The following is a 13,838-nucleotide window of genomic DNA, read 5'->3' on the forward strand; positions in this document are numbered from 1 at the left end:
GCGATGAACATGCCTCTATGGCGCTGCGACAGCGGATGAACGGTGATGGTGAAGGTGATGTCCTCCAGTCCCTCCGCCGATGCGCCCGCGATACTCCAATCGGTATAGATGTTGCCGGTCCTGTAGTCCGCAAGCGCGGGCGCGGACGCGGCCACAAGTCCAAGCGCCAGCAGTCCAGCGCCAAGGCGTTCGTTCTGATATCGGATGCAGCCGTAGATGCCGCTGCGAGAACGCGATGCGGATGAAGGCGAGTGGATGGTCGGATCGCTTGGGAGTGTCGCGTGCATGAAGGCTCCGGAACAAGTGCGGTGAGTGACTCTGCGTGTGTACAAGGCCGGTTTGGGGCGACGGCAGTCGGCGCGCGACCGCGGTGCTGATCGCGCCGGCGATGGGGCGGGGTGGGGGCGTTTCGAAGTACAGGCGAGATGCGGTTGCTGGCGATTGGAATGTCGGCGTCGCCGCACCTATTCGATGGCTGCCCCAAGTCGCCGGTGCGCAGCCGCGGCCCTGCTGGCCGCGGCGGTGGCGCGGATGCGCCGCATCGGTCGAGATCGCAAAAAATCGATCGTCGCGCTGGTGGTCAGCGTCGCCTTGCCAAAGGACGCGGTGCTGGACTGCGCGCGGCGCCGGTGCCTTCTGCTCGTGCGAGTGGAGGTTGGCGGCGCTAGCAGCGAACCGGTTGTAAGCGTGGAGGCGCGATGGTGGTAAGGACTCAGCATGGGCGAATTCTCGAATGGCGTCCTTGCCGGTTCTTTTCTCGAAAGGCCTGACGGAATGCGAAGACGAGCTGGCGAGAACATCTGAATCGGGTCGATGCGATCGGGGGGCTATGCCTGGCGTATCGTTCGAACGACCTGTTCGGGACGGGTTGGGACGGCGCCTTCCCGCAAGAGGGCGTGATCGAGGTAAGCCGATTGCTATTCATGGCGCCCGAGCTTGATGGCGGTGCGGCGCCTTGCGGCGCAGCGCTGCGATGGTTGCGAATCGACGCTAGATACGATGGTCGGCGATGTCAATGGAATATGTGTGACGTATCGATGCTGGGCCGAAAACGGAGTAATAGGCACATTGCTGAGGCAGCGTACGGCCTGCTGCCGAGGAAGCAATGCGGTTTCTAGGATGCCTGCTCGAGGTCGCGAGGATTTGCGAGTCCAAGCTGGAGTCGTCGCGGCCTGCTGCTGTTCCTCTTCTGCGACCAGGATGCGGCCGCGCGCACGCCGCCTCGTCGGTGCGGGCCAGACAGGCGCGCGCCTGTGGACGCGGGCGAGCGCTCGACGAGGAGAGTACGCATGCCGCGCTTCCACGGCGCATGCGTCCATGACGTCCGCGTCGCCGAGGTGGGCGGATGGAGGTTCGGCGCCTATTGGATCGAAGTATCGCTAGGCGACGGCCGGCAGATTACGGATGAGCGGCGGCAGATCGTCGTCCTCTTCTTCCTCTTCCTCGTTCTCTTCTTCGTCCGGTCCGGGCGGGCGGAACCAGGACACGGCATCCAGGAAACGGCGGTAGAACCGCAAGGTCGTCTGCGGCGTGTCGAGCACGCCGTCGCTTCGCACCGCCTCCGGCGCGATGGCGCCGGCATGGCCGGGCGCGGCCGCCTGCATCATCGACAGCAGTTGGTCTTCGGACCGCAGCTCGCCGCGTGCGGTCGGCGCCGCATCGGCTTCGATGCGCAGGTCGATGTCTTCACCGCGCGGCGACGACGGTTGCGGTGGCGTCTTCATGGCGGGCCCGTTCGTGTAGGGTTCGTCCAGGTGAGCGTCGGTAGAGGCGCAGGTGTGAACGCCGCTGCGCCGGCCGGCGTGCGGCTTGGCCGTGCTGGCGCCGGTCCGGCGTTGATATTTCTGCACCCGCATCGACGGCGCTGCGGCCGGCGGAATTTCCGCCGGCGAAAACGCGGTGCGGATTCGACAACCTGGTTGCGGTTGCGGCCAAGGCCGAGGCGCGGCGATCGGGCTGGGGCGTGGATCGCCGGCGGTCGTCTGTCGCAGGAGGCGGACGCGTATCCGTAACGCAATGCGCAGAAGTCCTCCGGCGCCGGTGCGAGGCTGCGGTTGGCGCACCGCCGGATCGGCGGTTCGGTGGGGCGAGGACATCCCCTTCTCCAGTGAGGCGGTCATGAAGGTCAGCGGTTTCAACGTCGATCCGCGCCGGCGCTACGACGGCCCCGAATTCATGGAGTACTGCATCAGCGAGAAGGCTTATCTTCCGGCCGATCGCGACCGCACCCCCTGCATCACCTGCCCGTTGGGGCAGCTGTGCGAGGCGGGGTTCCACGAACAGGTGCGCCTGGTGACCAGCGGCCAGAATCCTTCGCTGACCGAGTGCAAAGTGTTTCCGGACGAAGCCCTGAGCCGGGACGGATTGCTGTCCGGCCTGTCGTCGGAACAGCGGGCGTTCGTGCTGCGTCATGTGTTCGATGTCGAAGAGGAGAGCCGAAATGAATGACAAGACCATCGCTTTCCAACTGGAAGCCAAGAAACAGCTTTCGGTGAAGGCCGAACGGCTGAGCGCCACGCAACTGGAAGCGAAGAAGCAGTTGTCCAACAAGGCCGAGTTGGTCGCCAAGCAGCAGTTGGAATCGAAGAAGCAACTGGCGAAGAAAACCGACTTGGTCGGCAAGCAGCAGCTGGAAGCCAAAAAGCAGTTGTCGGAGAAGACGGCGATCGTCGCCAAGCAGCAACTCGCGGCGAAGAAGAGCGCCGGCTGAGCGGCGCGCCGCATCCCCCCGGACACGGCCCGAGGCGCGGCCGCACAGCGCTTGGACGCCGTGTGCCGGGCGCCGCCGCGCCCGGCGATGACGCTGTTGCGATGCGGTGCGCTTGCGGCGTGCAGGCATGAGGCCGCGATACGGCCGGCGGCGGGGCGAAGGACGGGGCGATGCGATCGTCGTGGACCGCTTGACGTAGACAGACCTGTCTGTATACTGCGGTGCCATGGCCACCGCCGCACCCACCGCCGATTCTCCGCGCGAGCGCATCCTCGAGACCGCCGCGGCGCTGTTCTACGCCCACGGCATCCACGCGGTCGGGGTGGACTTGATCATCGCCCGCGCCGAAGTCGCCAAAGCCAGTTTCTATAAGCATTTCCCGTCCAAGCAGGATCTGATCGTGGCGATCCTGAGCCGCCGCGGCGAGGCGTGGCGGCAGGGATTGGCGGAATCGGTGCGGGAACGCTGCGCGGCCCCGGCGCTGCGGCCCTTGGCGGTGTTCGACGCGCTCGGCGAGCGTTTCGGCCAGGGCGATTTCCGCGGCTGCATGTTCATCAATTCGATGGTCGAGTTGGCCGATCGAGGTCACGCCGGCCATGCCGTGGCCGACGACCACAAGCGGCGGGTAACCGCGTATCTGCGCGGCCTGCTCGAGCAGGCCGGCGTCGATCCGGCGGCGGCCCTGGCCGAGCAGTACATGCTGTTGATCGACGGCGCCATCGTCACTGCGCTGCGCATCGGTTCGGCCGCGCCCGCGGCCTCGGCGCGGGCGATCGCCGAACGGCTGTTGCAGCACGCCCTGTCTCCCGGTCGCGGCCGTCGCAAGGCCGCCCGACCGGGCAGTTCCTGACCCCGGTCAGTTCCTTCTTCCTTTCCTTCTGGACTAAGCCATGACTTCTTGGTTGAAGCGGTTTTCGCTCGCGCTCGCTTTGGGCGGCGCGTTCTCGTCGGCGCCGGCAGCCGCACCGGCCGTGCCGGAGTTGCGCCTGTACGCGATCGATTGCGGCCGCGCGCAGTTCGACGACCTGGCCCCGTTCGCCGACACCGGCGAATACGAGGGCCATCCCGGTACCTTGATGGCCTCGTGCTTCCTGATCCGCCATCCCCAGGGCGACCTGCTGTGGGACGCCGGCCTCGGCGACCAGCATGCCGGATCGCCCGAGGGCGTGCGCCTGCCCCTGTTCCGCGCGGTCGTGTCCAAGACCGTAGCTTCGCAGCTGCAGCAGTTGGGCCTGAGCTTCGACGACATCGACTATTTCGCGTTCTCGCACGGCCATGGCGATCATCTCGGCAATGCCAATCGGCTGCAGAACGCGACCTGGATCGTCAACCGCAAGGAGCTGGAATGGCTCAGCGCCACACCGGCGCCGGCGCGCACCAATCTCAAGCTGATCGAGGCGCAGAAGCAGGCCAAGACCGTGCTGGTCGACGGCGACCACGACGTGTTCGGCGACGGCTCGGTGCGGATCTTCAAGGCGCCGGGGCATTCGCCGGGCCACCAGGTGCTGCTGGTCAAGCTGCCGCGCAACGGCGCGGTGATGCTGTCGGGCGATCTCTTCCACTCGCACGAGAACCGCAAGCATCGCCGCATGCCGGTGTTCAACGTCAGCCGCAGCGATACCCTGGCTTCGATCGAGCGCATCGAAGGCCTGTTGCGCCATCACCGCGCTCGCCTGGTGATCCAGCACTCGACCGAAGATTTCGCCAAGCTGCCGGCGCTGCCGGCCTACCTGGACTGAGCGGCGGCCGGCTTATCGGCGGCGGCGCGGTGTCGTATCCTGGCGCCCTTTCACAAACCGGAGCGATGCGCGTGGAATTCGAGACGATCGGAGAGGTAGTGCAGGTCGACCAGGTGGCGGACGTCAATCAGCGTCTGCAGGACGGTTGGGTCATTCTCGCTATCGCCACCGGCCATCGTCCGGGCGGCGAGCCGTGGATTCAGTACGTCATGGGGCTGCCGTACGAGGACGAAGACGAAGAAGACGAAGAGGAAGGCGAGGACGACTGAGCCGTCAGTCCGCTCGGAGTCTCTTCACGAAGGCGGCCGGTTCGACCGGCCGCTTTTTTTGTTGGGCCGCCGCTGCGACGGGCCGTCGCCGATCGCACCCTGGCGCGGCCCGGCATGCGCCGAAGCGGCGTCGCCAGGCATCGCCTGCCGGCAGATGAACGCCGCCGGCGGCGGCGGAGGCACCGAGCGAATCGCTTGCTAAGCTCGCGCGGCCGCAGCGCGCTGCCCCGGGCGGCGGTCGCGCGGACCGTCACCCTCCAGGAGAACGCTCTTGAAGCCGTCGCTTTTGGCTGTACTGCTGATGTCGTCGTTCGTCTGCACGCCCATGGCCGCCGCCGAGCCCGCAGCCGCCGAGCCGGTACCGATTCCCGCGCATTACGCCGAGCCGGGCGATCCCATCGACGTTCCCGGCGGGCGTCGCCTGAACCTGCGTTGCGCCGGCGAGGGGCCGCAGAGGGTGGTGCTGGAAGCCGGCAGCAATGCCGATTCCACGGTCTGGTATCGGGTCGTGCCCTTGTTGCAGGACGCGGCGCGGGTCTGCGCCTACGACCGCGCCGGCTTCGGCTTCAGCGATGCGGGGCCTAGTCCGCGCGACCTCGCCGCCGATGTCGCCGACCTGGACCGGGTGGTGAGGGCGGCCGCCGGCTCGGCCCCGGTCGTGCTGGTCGGGCATTCGCTGGGCAGCAACATCGTGCGCCGCTATGCGCAGACGCATCCGCAACGGGTGGCCGGATTGGTGCTGCTCGATCCGCCGGAGCAGGGCGCGGCACAGGCCATGCCGGCGCAGTGGAAAGCGCAGGACGCCGCCATGGTGGAGCGCCGCGACGCGCTGCTGACCGCCTGCGAGCGCGCCGCCGAGGCCGGTCGCCTGCAGACGCCCGAGCCGGCGACGCAAAGCTGCCTGCGCCCGCCGCCGCCGTGGATGGGCGAGGCGGTGGCCGGCTCGATCCGCGCCAACAAGCTCAAGCCGGGCTACTGGCGCAGCCTGCGCTCGGAGCTGGAGTCCAACCGCGCCGTGTTCGCCGCGCCGGTGCCGGCGAAGGAAAGTTACGGCGCGATCCCGCTGCGGATGCTGGTCGCCGACGCCGCTTACCAAGGCGTGCCCGAAGAGGTGCGCATAGCGATGGAGCGGGCGCGCGCGCAAACCCATCGGCGCATCCTCGCCGCGTCCGCCGCCAGCCGCCGCATCGATCTGCCGGGCAGCTCCCACGACGTGCAGTTGGACCGGCCGCAGGCCGTCGCCGACGCGGTGCGCGACCTGATGCGCGCGGCCGACGCGCCGGCGCCTGCCGGTCAGGCGCGTTGATCCGGCGACGACCGCATCGGAACTGTCGACTCCGTCGCGACAAAGTTTGCGCCTTCCATTGCTTCGCCGCTTCGCCTCGCGGGCCGGCCGCGCGTGCGTGTACCTTGCCGGGTCGCGTCCCGGCAGCGCCGCCGCCGCTCGGCATCGATGGCCGGGCCGGTGCGGATTTCGCGTTAGGGCGCACATAAAAAGTCGGCCGACAGGAGTAGAGCCATGGGTTACGAATTCAAGACCAAACAACTGCAGAGCGGCCAAAGCGTGCAGTTGGTCAGTTGGGACGACCGGCCCCTGACCGATCATCGCGAACTTCAGCACAGGCCGTGGCTGCCGACCGACACCCGCGCCAGCGTCGGCTTCTACGACTCCACCGTCGAGTACATGCGCAACGACTGGGCGCGCCAGCACATGCAGCCGCAGGCGGCCCATCTGGAGGCGGGCAGCGTGCTGTTGTACTACCACGGAGACAGCAAGACCTGGCACAGCACCGACGCGCTCGACATCGACCATGTCAGCCAGTGGCGCGATCACTTCGGCACGCTTGGGGTGGCGAACCACGCCGAAGCGCACATGGCCTACAACGACGTGTCCAACCTGCGCATGCTGCCGTCGGTGATCAACCGCGCCCGCGACTGCGCCGACAACGTGTTGACCCAGTACGGCGCCGATTCGCAGGAGTGGCGGACCTGGGTCGAGCAGCGTTTCGCTTTCGATCCCAACGCGCATCATCCGGCGTTCGATCCCGATCGCGACCAGGCGCGACGGACCCAGGGCACATTGGGCATGGCTTGGTCGCCGGACGAGGGGCGCACCGGCTTGAGCTTCGATACCCGGGTGGTCGGCAAGTGGTTCGAAGCCGAGCTGGAAAATGCCTACGCGGGCAGCGTGCCCATGCGCAACAACCAGGGCGAGGTGCAGGAGGTGCCGCTGTTCCGCTGCGCCGCCTCGGGCCAGCTGTGCACCCGCGATGCGCTGGACATCGACCACAAGGTCCCGTTCGAGCTGCTGTCGCAGAAAATGCTGGAGCACGCGCCGAACGGGCAGTTGAGCAAGGCCGATGCGCTGGACGCCTACAACGATGTGTCCAATCTGCGGCTGGTCAGCCGCAGCACCAATAGCTCGCACGAGTTCGAAGTCGATATCCGCAACGAGTATCGCGATCGCGAGGAACCGGAGCGCCCCGGCGAGTTCGACGATTTCATCGACCAGGACGCTATGGACGAGGACCTGGACCCGGTCGTGGCGCAGCAGGCGCGCGAGCTCGGCAGAAACTACCAGCCCAAGCCCTGGCTGAACGAGCACGGCCATCCCGACAAGGCGCTGTACGACGACGTCCTGAACAAGCTCGGCCAGACCGATTTCGGCAGGAACATGAGCGATATCCAGCGCGAGAACGCGGCCGGCGCCTTGGTGTTCGCCGCGCGCAACGAGCGTATGGGCTCGGTCGATGCGATCGCGCAGGGCCTGGACGGCCAGTCATTGTTCGCGGTGCAAGGGTCGCTGCAGCATCCGTTGGGGGTCGCACCGGTGTCGAAATCCGACGCGATGGCGCAGTCGATCGGCATCAGCACGCTGAAGCTGGAAGAGCTGCCGCAGCAGCAGAACCCGATGCAGAACGCTCAGCAACAGCATCAGCAGAACCAGCGCGCGATGATGCAGTAAGCGCGGCCGGGCCGGAGCGCGGGTGCGGCGGACAAGCCGCACTCCGCGCGAGGCGTCGGCTGCGCGTCGTGCCCGCCCCCTCGCGTCCTCGCACGCGCCGCAGCCGGCGCTCGAAGCGGCGCAGGAGGGGCTGGACTGCCACACCTTGCCACGGCTGTAGACCGGATCGCCGGTGGCTGTGCGAACGCGGGTCAGGCTGCGGCTGCGTGCCGGTTCTTTTCCCGGCTCAAGGCCGCGTCCGCGCGCAGGAACACCGCGCCGGGCGCTTCGCTCGCGCTCGAGGCGGCAGCGGTGCCGATCAGCACCGTCAGGCCGTCGCCGCGGTGGCGTTCGACGGTTCGGCGCAAGGCTTCGATGCGGGCCTCGACGCCGCCGCCGACGAGGGTGGCGACGAACTCGGGACTGCAGCTGACCCGATCGATGTGGTCGCCGAGGTCTTCGCGCAAGCAGGGCTCCAAGGCGCGGCCGAGCGCTTCGAGCGATTTTTCGGTGGCGCGTTCGCCAAGCCGCGCGCTCGTGCCGGCGTAGTCCTGCAACTCCAATATCGCCACCGTGTAGGGCGCGGCCGCCGTCGAGATCGGCGCCGGCGTAGCGGCCGCGGTCGGCTTGGCCAGCAAGGCATCGATTTCGGCCCGATGTTCGCGCGCGTGCGCGTCGATCAGCTCCATCGCGATGCGCGACAGCGATTCCAGCCCCGCCCGCTGTTCGTCGCTGAGCTCGCGCGGCTCGTTGTCGAGCACGCAGACCGTGCCGATGGGAATGCCCTCGCCGGTGACCAGGGGCGCGCCGGCGTAGAAGCGCGCGACATCGTTCTGCACCATCGGCAGGCCGGCGAAGCGCGGGTCTCGAGCCAGGTCCGGCACCTCCAGCAACTCGCCCGGATTGCGGATCGCGTGGTCGCAGACCGCGAGGCTGCGCGCGGTCTCGCGCTCGTCCAGCCCGAGCCGCGCCTTGAACCACTGCCGGTCGCGATCGACCAGCGATACCAGCGCGATCGGCGTATCGCAGACCGTGGAGGCCAGCTTGACCAGGTCGTCGTAGACCGGCTCGGGCAGGCTGTCGACGATGCGCAGCCGATCCAGCGCGCGCTGGCGTTGGCTTTCGGGGATGTTGGGGCGATGAGCGGCGGTGGAATGAGGGGCGGGGACGGACATGGCGTGAGCGTGGTGCCGGCGCAGCGGCTTGCGTTGCGGCCAGTGATCGCCGATGCGCCGTTAGCGAGGGGTGAATCTGCCGTGCACGCGGCGATATGCGCGACGGTTCGCACAAACCCGCTCCGGCGTGCGTCATCGTGCGGTCAGGATGCGAGCGAGCAGCCCGCACCGGCGCAGGCGACGGCGCGGTCGTTGCGGATGGCTGTCGCGCAGCGGGAAAGCGCAGGCCTCGCCTGCCGCATGCCGGGCGCAGATCAGGCTCCCATGGGTATCGTTTCGCGCTACTTGATCCGGCCGGGGCGCCGGTACCGGGCGACCTTGCTATGGTCGGGGCGTCGCCACCGAGGAGTCGTCGATCATGGCTGCGGGCAGTCAGGAACTGGAGGGCTTCGTGCGCGAAGCCCTGATGCGCGGGCAAAGCAAGGAGGCCACCGCGCAGGCCTTGGCCGCGGCGGGCTGGAGCGCCGAACAGACCCGCGGCGCGCTGGACGCCTACGCCGACGTCGGCTTCGTCCTGCCGGTGCCGAAGCCGCGCGCCTCGCTGTCGGCGCGCGAAGCCTTCGCCTACCTGGTGTTGTTCTCGACCTTGTACCTGGTCGCGTGCAGTCTCGGCAGCCTGTTGTTCGATTTCATCAACCTGGCTTGGCCGGACGCGGTCGACGACTACGGCTACTGGCGGCGCAGCATCCACGAATCGCTGCGCTGGGCGGTGTCGGCGCTGAGCATCGGCTTTCCGGTGTTCGCCTTCGTCGCCCATCGCGTGGCCCGCGACGTCGCCCGCCATCCGATCAAGCGGCTGTCGCCGGTGCGGCGCTGGCTGACCTACCTGACCCTGTTCCTGGCCGCGACCGTACTGATCGGCGACATGACGGTGCTGGTCTACAACCTGCTCGGCGGCGAAATCAGCCTGCGCTTCCTGGTCAAGTCGCTGGTGGTCGGCGCCATCGCCGGCACCATTTTCGGTTACTACCTGTGGGATCTGCGTCGCGAGGAGAATCAGGCATGAGCGCCCCCGTCGGACGTTGGCTGTTGATCGTGACCGGCGCGGTGGTCGCGGCTTCCTGCATCGCCGCGGTGGCGATCATGGGCGGACCGGACACCCAGCGCGAGCTGCGCCTGGACCAGCGGCGCGCACACGAGCTGCAACAGATCAAGCGCGAAGTGCGCGAGTACTGGGAAGCGAACGCCAGGCTGCCGCGCGATCTGCCGGCGCTGGCGGCGCAGCCGGGCGTGGCCTTGTCGGTGGCCGACCCGGAGACCGCGCAGCCCTACGGCTACCATCCCGGCGAGAGCGCGCGGTACCGGCTGTGCGCGCGCTTCGCCGCCGACACCGGCGACGAACGTCGCCGCGACGCCATGCGCTACGGCGTGGAATGGAACTGGCGTCATCCGGCCGGCCCGCATTGCTTCGAGCTCGATGCGGCCAAGCCGGCCGACTGAGTGAGCGCCCGCTCCTCATCGTCCTGATCGTCGCCGTGCCCGGATTCACCGGCTTCGCCGTGCGGCCGGTCGCGTCGCCCGGGCCTTGTTCGGGATGTTCGCGGCGCGGGCGATGCACTCGCCGCAGCGCGCCTGCCGGCCCTGAGCCCATCGTCCGGCGCAGCGAGCGCCGTGCCGGACGCTAAAGATTCCGACAGCGCCGCGCCTGGGTTTGCGATTCCATGAACCCGGGCGACGGCGGCCCGTCGCATCGCCCCCGTCGTGGCGTCGGCGCTGGGCGGCGACTATGCTCGTGGCCGGACCGACCCGACGGCCGAAACCTGGGAGAGCCCATGCGCGCTGTGTACGCCCTGTTGTGCGTGGCCGGCACGTTGTGGCCGTTGGCGCAATTCGCGCCCTGGCTGGGCGAGCACGGCCTGGATCTGCCCTTGCTGATTCGCCAGGCGACGGCCTCGCCGGTCGCCGCCTTCGCCTGGAGCGATGTGCTGGTGTCCGGCGCGGTGGTGGTGGCGTTGATCCTGGTCGAAGGACGGCGTCTGGGCATGCGCCGGCTGTGGCTGCCCTTGCTGGGGCTGGGCGTCGGCGTGTCGCTGGCGCTGCCGTTGTTCCTGTTCTTGCGCGAACGCCATCTGGCGGCGGGCGGCCATGGCCGAGTTTGAAATCCGTCGTCTGCTGGACACGGCCAGCGTCGCGGTGCGCGATGTGCGCTGTCGCGGCGAATGCCGCCACCGAAGCGGCGAGGAATGCGTGTCCGCCACGCACGTGGTGTTTCCCTATCGCGGGGTCTACCTGCGCCACGTCGGCAGCGAGCAGTCGGTGGCCGACGCCAATCATGCGCTGCTGTTCAACGCCGGCGAGGGGTATCGGGTCAGCCATCCGGTCAGCGGCGGCGACGCCAGTCTGGTGCTGGTGGTGGCGGCGCCCTTGCTGCGCGAACTGGCGCCGGCCGGTCTGCTGCGGCCGCGCGGCGAACTCGGATTCCGGCGCCAGTCGGTGCAGATCGATCCGCGCGCTCAGGCCCTGGTCGCTTTGCTTCGCCACAGCCTGGAACACGGCCGCATCGAATCGCTGGAGGCCGAAAGTCTGGCCCTGACCTTGGTTTGCCGCACTTTGGGCCCGCGATCGGCCCACGACGGAGGCGCTGGGCCGGCCCGGCGACGGCTGGTGGACCGGGTCAAGGTCCTGCTCGCCAGCGACCTGGGCCGGCGCTGGAGCCTGGCCGAGATCGCCGCCGCCATCGGCGGCTCGGCGGTGTATCTGACCCAGGCATTCCAACAGGTCGAAGGCGTGCCGCTGTATCGCTATCACCTGCGCTTGCGGTTGGCCCGGGCCTTGGACCGCGTGGCCGACGCCGAGGATATGTCGGCCTTGGCCCAGGACCTGGGCTTTTCCAGCCACAGCCATTTCGCCGCCGCCTTCAAACAGGCCTACGGCCGCAGCCCGAGCGCGTTCCGCCAGTCCGCGCGCGCCAAAAGTACTTGAGCGCCGCGGCTCGCGGGCCCCGATCGCGATGCACGCCGATCGCTAAAGATTCCGACAGCGCCGCCGGCGCGCGAATGGTCTGCTGTGCTGGCCCGATCGACGGGCGAGACCAGGAGAGCACCATGAACGAGAAGACTTGCGCGGCCTGCGACTATCCGCTCGACGAGAATGCCATCGAAGTCCGCATCGGCGGCGAGACGGTCGAAGTCTGCTGCGAAGAATGCGCGCAAAAGCTGCGCGAAGCTCAGGCGTAGCCACGACCGGCGCCGATTTCTTCGCCGCGCGCCGGACGGTGGCCACATCGTTCGGCGCGATCGGCCCTGTCGAACGCGGCAGCGGTCCGGCGGCGCTGTTCGTCCACGGCGCACTGCTGAACGGCTATCTGCGGCGGGGCGGCCCGACGAGTTGGGCGCCCGGGACGACACCATCGGGACCTGTCTGCGCCGGTTCCTGGATCCGCCGCAGCGGCTCGGCGAACGGGAACGCTTCGTCGGCGCGTTCGATGGCCGGCACACGCTCGCGGCCGAGGACGGATTGCGCCGCCTGCGCGCGCCGACCCTGGTCGCCCGGGAAACGGACGATGGCTACTCTCCGCAGCAGTGGTCGCATTGGCGGACGCAGGCGATTCCGGGCGTGCGCCGGCGGGTCGAGTCCGAGGGCGCGCGCATTTTCTTCCACGAGGCGCGTGCGCAAGCATTCGATCGCGAACTGCGTGCCCAGCGGCAAGCGGCGGCTGCGCCCGCCGCGGCGGGCGTCGGGACAGCGCCGGCCTGAGGCGGGGACGACGCAGCCGCCGCCGCGTCGAAGCTTCGTCGCCGGCGCAGTGCTGCGTCGGCATGACGTTTGTAAGCGCGGAGCCGTGCACAGTGAACGCCGTCGCTGTGCTGCGATATCGATGCGCGGCCCGATCCGAAACTGTGAACGCCGCGCAGATGCGTCGGCGCGCGAGCGGTCATGGTGCGCGATGCCGGCCGGCGCGGCGTCGCGCGGCCGGCGTCGCGGCGGCTCCGCCGCGGTCCCCCGCCCGACGCCATCCGCAGGAGGAACGATGCAACAACCGCATTCGGCAACCGCAACGGCAACCGCCTCGCGCCGGTTCGCGCTCGGCGCCCTGGCCTGGGGCCTGGCGATGTTGGCGCCCGGCGTCGCGATCGCGGCCAATCAGGGCAGCGGCTTCTATGTCGACCCGAATTCCAACCCGGCGATCTGGGTGCGCGATCATCCGGCCGACGCGCGCGCCGGCAAGATCCGCAACGCCATCGCCAGCAAGCCCATGGGCCGATGGTTCGGCAACTGGAGCGGCAACATCGGCACCGCGGTGGCGACCTATGTCGATGCGGCGCGCGCGGCCGACAAGCGGCCGATCCTGGTCGCCTACAACATCCCCGGCCGCGACTGCGGCAGCCACTCCGGCGGCGGCGCCGGCAGCCCGGAGGCCTACCGGACCTGGATTTCGAGTTTCGCTTCCGGCATCGGCGACCGCCGTGCGGTGGTGGTGATCGAACCCGACGCACTGGCCCAGCTCGACTGTCTGCCGGCCGACCAGCGCAGCGTCCGCATCGGCCTGCTGCAGTACGCGGCGCGCGAGTTCAAGCTGCGCGCGCCGAATGCGCAGGTCTACCACGACGGCGGCAATGCGACCTGGATCGGCGCCGACGAGATGGCGCGGCGGCTGAATTCGGCCGGCGTGCGCGATATCCGCGGCTTCGCCCTCAACGTCTCCAATTACCACACCACCGCCGCGTCCAACCATTACGGCGCCGCGGTCGCGGCTTCGCTCAACCGCCAGTTCGGCTATGCCAAGCCGTTCGTGGTCGACACCAGCCGCAACGGCAACGGCTCCAACGGCGAATGGTGCAACCCGGCCGGGCGCAAGCTCGGGGCGACCTCGCAGGCCAGCGCCAACGGCGCGGAAATGTTGCTGTGGTTGAAAGTGCCGGGCGACTCCGACGGCCAATGCGGCATCGCGCCGAATACGCCGGCCGGGACGTTCAATCCGGAGTTGGCCGTGCGCCTGATCGACGGCTGGTAGGCCGGGCGTGTCCGGCGGCGGCGCGGTGCCGCTGCCGGATGCGCGGG

General features: G+C 68.8%; 17 protein-coding genes. 14 read left to right on the forward strand and 3 right to left on the reverse strand.

All coding sequences use genetic code 11. The annotated features are described in order from the left end of the window. Both TX83_RS23440 and TX83_RS22900 read right to left on the reverse strand, forming a co-directional pair. The coding region (locus TX83_RS23440; RefSeq protein ID WP_222423786.1) for a hypothetical protein at window positions 1–287 on the reverse strand (287 nt) is incomplete at its 3' end. A 1,092-nt stretch (window positions 288–1,379) separates the two neighbouring features. Beyond that, window positions 1,380–2,138, reverse strand: coding sequence for a hypothetical protein (locus tag TX83_RS22900; protein WP_141233547.1), 759 nt, complete (start codon window positions 2,136–2,138; stop codon window positions 1,380–1,382). Here TX83_RS22900 and TX83_RS17185 point away from each other — a divergent pair. The 7 genes from TX83_RS17185 to TX83_RS17215 all read left to right on the forward strand — a co-directional run bounded on the left by TX83_RS17185 (window position 2,119) and on the right by TX83_RS17215 (window position 7,683). Then, entirely contained in the window at window positions 2,119–2,448 is a 330-nt protein-coding gene (locus TX83_RS17185) for a hypothetical protein (RefSeq protein ID WP_064749203.1), read from the forward strand. The genes TX83_RS22900 and TX83_RS17185 overlap by 20 nt on opposite strands. Further along, complete coding sequence (locus TX83_RS17190) at window positions 2,441–2,710, forward strand: hypothetical protein (protein ID WP_064749204.1); 270 nt, start codon at window positions 2,441–2,443, stop codon at window positions 2,708–2,710. Before TX83_RS17185 ends, TX83_RS17190 begins: the two co-directional genes overlap by 8 nt. A gap of 226 nt (window positions 2,711–2,936) precedes the next feature. Next, window positions 2,937–3,560 carry a TetR/AcrR family transcriptional regulator gene (locus TX83_RS17195; protein ID WP_064749205.1) on the forward strand — a complete coding sequence of 208 codons (624 nt, stop codon included), beginning with the start codon at window positions 2,937–2,939 and terminating at the stop codon, window positions 3,558–3,560. A gap of 40 nt (window positions 3,561–3,600) precedes the next feature. Then, on the forward strand, window positions 3,601–4,449 hold the full coding sequence (locus TX83_RS17200; protein ID WP_064749206.1) for an N-acyl homoserine lactonase family protein: 849 nt from the start codon (window positions 3,601–3,603) through the stop codon (window positions 4,447–4,449). A gap of 98 nt (window positions 4,450–4,547) precedes the next feature. Further along, window positions 4,548–4,718 carry a hypothetical protein gene (locus TX83_RS23445; RefSeq protein ID WP_186442629.1) on the forward strand — a complete coding sequence of 57 codons (171 nt, stop codon included), beginning with the start codon at window positions 4,548–4,550 and terminating at the stop codon, window positions 4,716–4,718. 271 nt (window positions 4,719–4,989) lie between these two features. Next, window positions 4,990–6,024 carry an alpha/beta fold hydrolase gene (locus TX83_RS17210; protein WP_141233548.1) on the forward strand — a complete coding sequence of 345 codons (1,035 nt, stop codon included), beginning with the start codon at window positions 4,990–4,992 and terminating at the stop codon, window positions 6,022–6,024. A gap of 213 nt (window positions 6,025–6,237) precedes the next feature. Then, the gene (locus TX83_RS17215; RefSeq protein ID WP_064749209.1) at window positions 6,238–7,683 is read left to right on the forward strand and encodes an XVIPCD domain-containing protein; all 1,446 of its coding nucleotides are present in this window, start codon (window positions 6,238–6,240) and stop codon (window positions 7,681–7,683) included. Between the two features lie 191 nt (window positions 7,684–7,874). On the opposite strand, the gene TX83_RS17220 is transcribed toward TX83_RS17215, so the two are convergent. Further along, on the reverse strand, window positions 7,875–8,837 hold the full coding sequence (locus TX83_RS17220; protein WP_064749210.1) for a GAF domain-containing protein: 963 nt from the start codon (window positions 8,835–8,837) through the stop codon (window positions 7,875–7,877). Between the two features lie 358 nt (window positions 8,838–9,195). On the opposite strand from TX83_RS17220, the gene TX83_RS17225 reads away from it, so the two are divergent. The 7 genes from TX83_RS17225 to TX83_RS17245 all read left to right on the forward strand — a co-directional run bounded on the left by TX83_RS17225 (window position 9,196) and on the right by TX83_RS17245 (window position 13,791). Then, window positions 9,196–9,843: a DUF5671 domain-containing protein gene (locus tag TX83_RS17225; RefSeq protein ID WP_064749211.1), complete on the forward strand. Its 648-nt coding sequence runs from the start codon at window positions 9,196–9,198 to the stop codon at window positions 9,841–9,843. After that, entirely contained in the window at window positions 9,840–10,277 is a 438-nt protein-coding gene (locus TX83_RS17230) for a hypothetical protein (protein WP_064749212.1), read from the forward strand. Before TX83_RS17225 ends, TX83_RS17230 begins: the two co-directional genes overlap by 4 nt. Window positions 10,278–10,609: 332 nt before the next feature. Beyond that, on the forward strand, window positions 10,610–10,936 hold the full coding sequence (locus tag TX83_RS17235; protein WP_064749213.1) for a DUF2834 domain-containing protein: 327 nt from the start codon (window positions 10,610–10,612) through the stop codon (window positions 10,934–10,936). Next, window positions 10,923–11,759, forward strand: coding sequence for a helix-turn-helix transcriptional regulator (locus tag TX83_RS17240; protein ID WP_064749214.1), 837 nt, complete (start codon window positions 10,923–10,925; stop codon window positions 11,757–11,759). Before TX83_RS17235 ends, TX83_RS17240 begins: the two co-directional genes overlap by 14 nt. A gap of 122 nt (window positions 11,760–11,881) precedes the next feature. Continuing rightward, complete coding sequence (locus tag TX83_RS23970; RefSeq protein ID WP_261370169.1) at window positions 11,882–12,013, forward strand: hypothetical protein; 132 nt, start codon at window positions 11,882–11,884, stop codon at window positions 12,011–12,013. Between the two features lie 151 nt (window positions 12,014–12,164). Next, the gene (locus TX83_RS23450; protein WP_064749215.1) at window positions 12,165–12,533 is read left to right on the forward strand and encodes an alpha/beta fold hydrolase; all 369 of its coding nucleotides are present in this window, start codon (window positions 12,165–12,167) and stop codon (window positions 12,531–12,533) included. A 274-nt stretch (window positions 12,534–12,807) separates the two neighbouring features. Next, window positions 12,808–13,791, forward strand: a complete 984-nt coding sequence (locus tag TX83_RS17245; protein WP_064749216.1) for a glycoside hydrolase family 6 protein — start codon at window positions 12,808–12,810, stop codon at window positions 13,789–13,791. The last annotated feature ends 47 nt before the right edge of the window (window positions 13,792–13,838 follow it).

The sequence above is a fragment of the Lysobacter antibioticus HS124 genome (assembly GCF_000336385.2).
Taxonomy (GTDB): Bacteria; Pseudomonadota; Gammaproteobacteria; order Xanthomonadales; family Xanthomonadaceae; genus Lysobacter; species Lysobacter firmicutimachus.

Coding starts and splice junctions, on each gene's coding strand:
- TX83_RS17185 (WP_064749203.1), top strand. CDS start 2,119: ATGAAGGTCAGCGGTTTCAACGTCGATCCGCGCCGGCGCTACGACGGC.
- TX83_RS17190 (WP_064749204.1), top strand. CDS start 2,441: ATGAATGACAAGACCATCGCTTTCCAACTGGAAGCCAAGAAACAGCTT.
- TX83_RS17195 (WP_064749205.1), top strand. CDS start 2,937: ATGGCCACCGCCGCACCCACCGCCGATTCTCCGCGCGAGCGCATCCTC.
- TX83_RS17200 (WP_064749206.1), top strand. CDS start 3,601: ATGACTTCTTGGTTGAAGCGGTTTTCGCTCGCGCTCGCTTTGGGCGGC.
- TX83_RS17215 (WP_064749209.1), top strand. CDS start 6,238: ATGGGTTACGAATTCAAGACCAAACAACTGCAGAGCGGCCAAAGCGTG.
- TX83_RS17220 (WP_064749210.1), bottom strand. CDS start 8,837: ATGTCCGTCCCCGCCCCTCATTCCACCGCCGCTCATCGCCCCAACATC.
- TX83_RS17225 (WP_064749211.1), top strand. CDS start 9,196: ATGGCTGCGGGCAGTCAGGAACTGGAGGGCTTCGTGCGCGAAGCCCTG.
- TX83_RS17230 (WP_064749212.1), top strand. CDS start 9,840: ATGAGCGCCCCCGTCGGACGTTGGCTGTTGATCGTGACCGGCGCGGTG.
- TX83_RS17235 (WP_064749213.1), top strand. CDS start 10,610: ATGCGCGCTGTGTACGCCCTGTTGTGCGTGGCCGGCACGTTGTGGCCG.
- TX83_RS17240 (WP_064749214.1), top strand. CDS start 10,923: ATGGCCGAGTTTGAAATCCGTCGTCTGCTGGACACGGCCAGCGTCGCG.
- TX83_RS23970 (WP_261370169.1), top strand. CDS start 11,882: ATGAACGAGAAGACTTGCGCGGCCTGCGACTATCCGCTCGACGAGAAT.
- TX83_RS17245 (WP_064749216.1), top strand. CDS start 12,808: ATGCAACAACCGCATTCGGCAACCGCAACGGCAACCGCCTCGCGCCGG.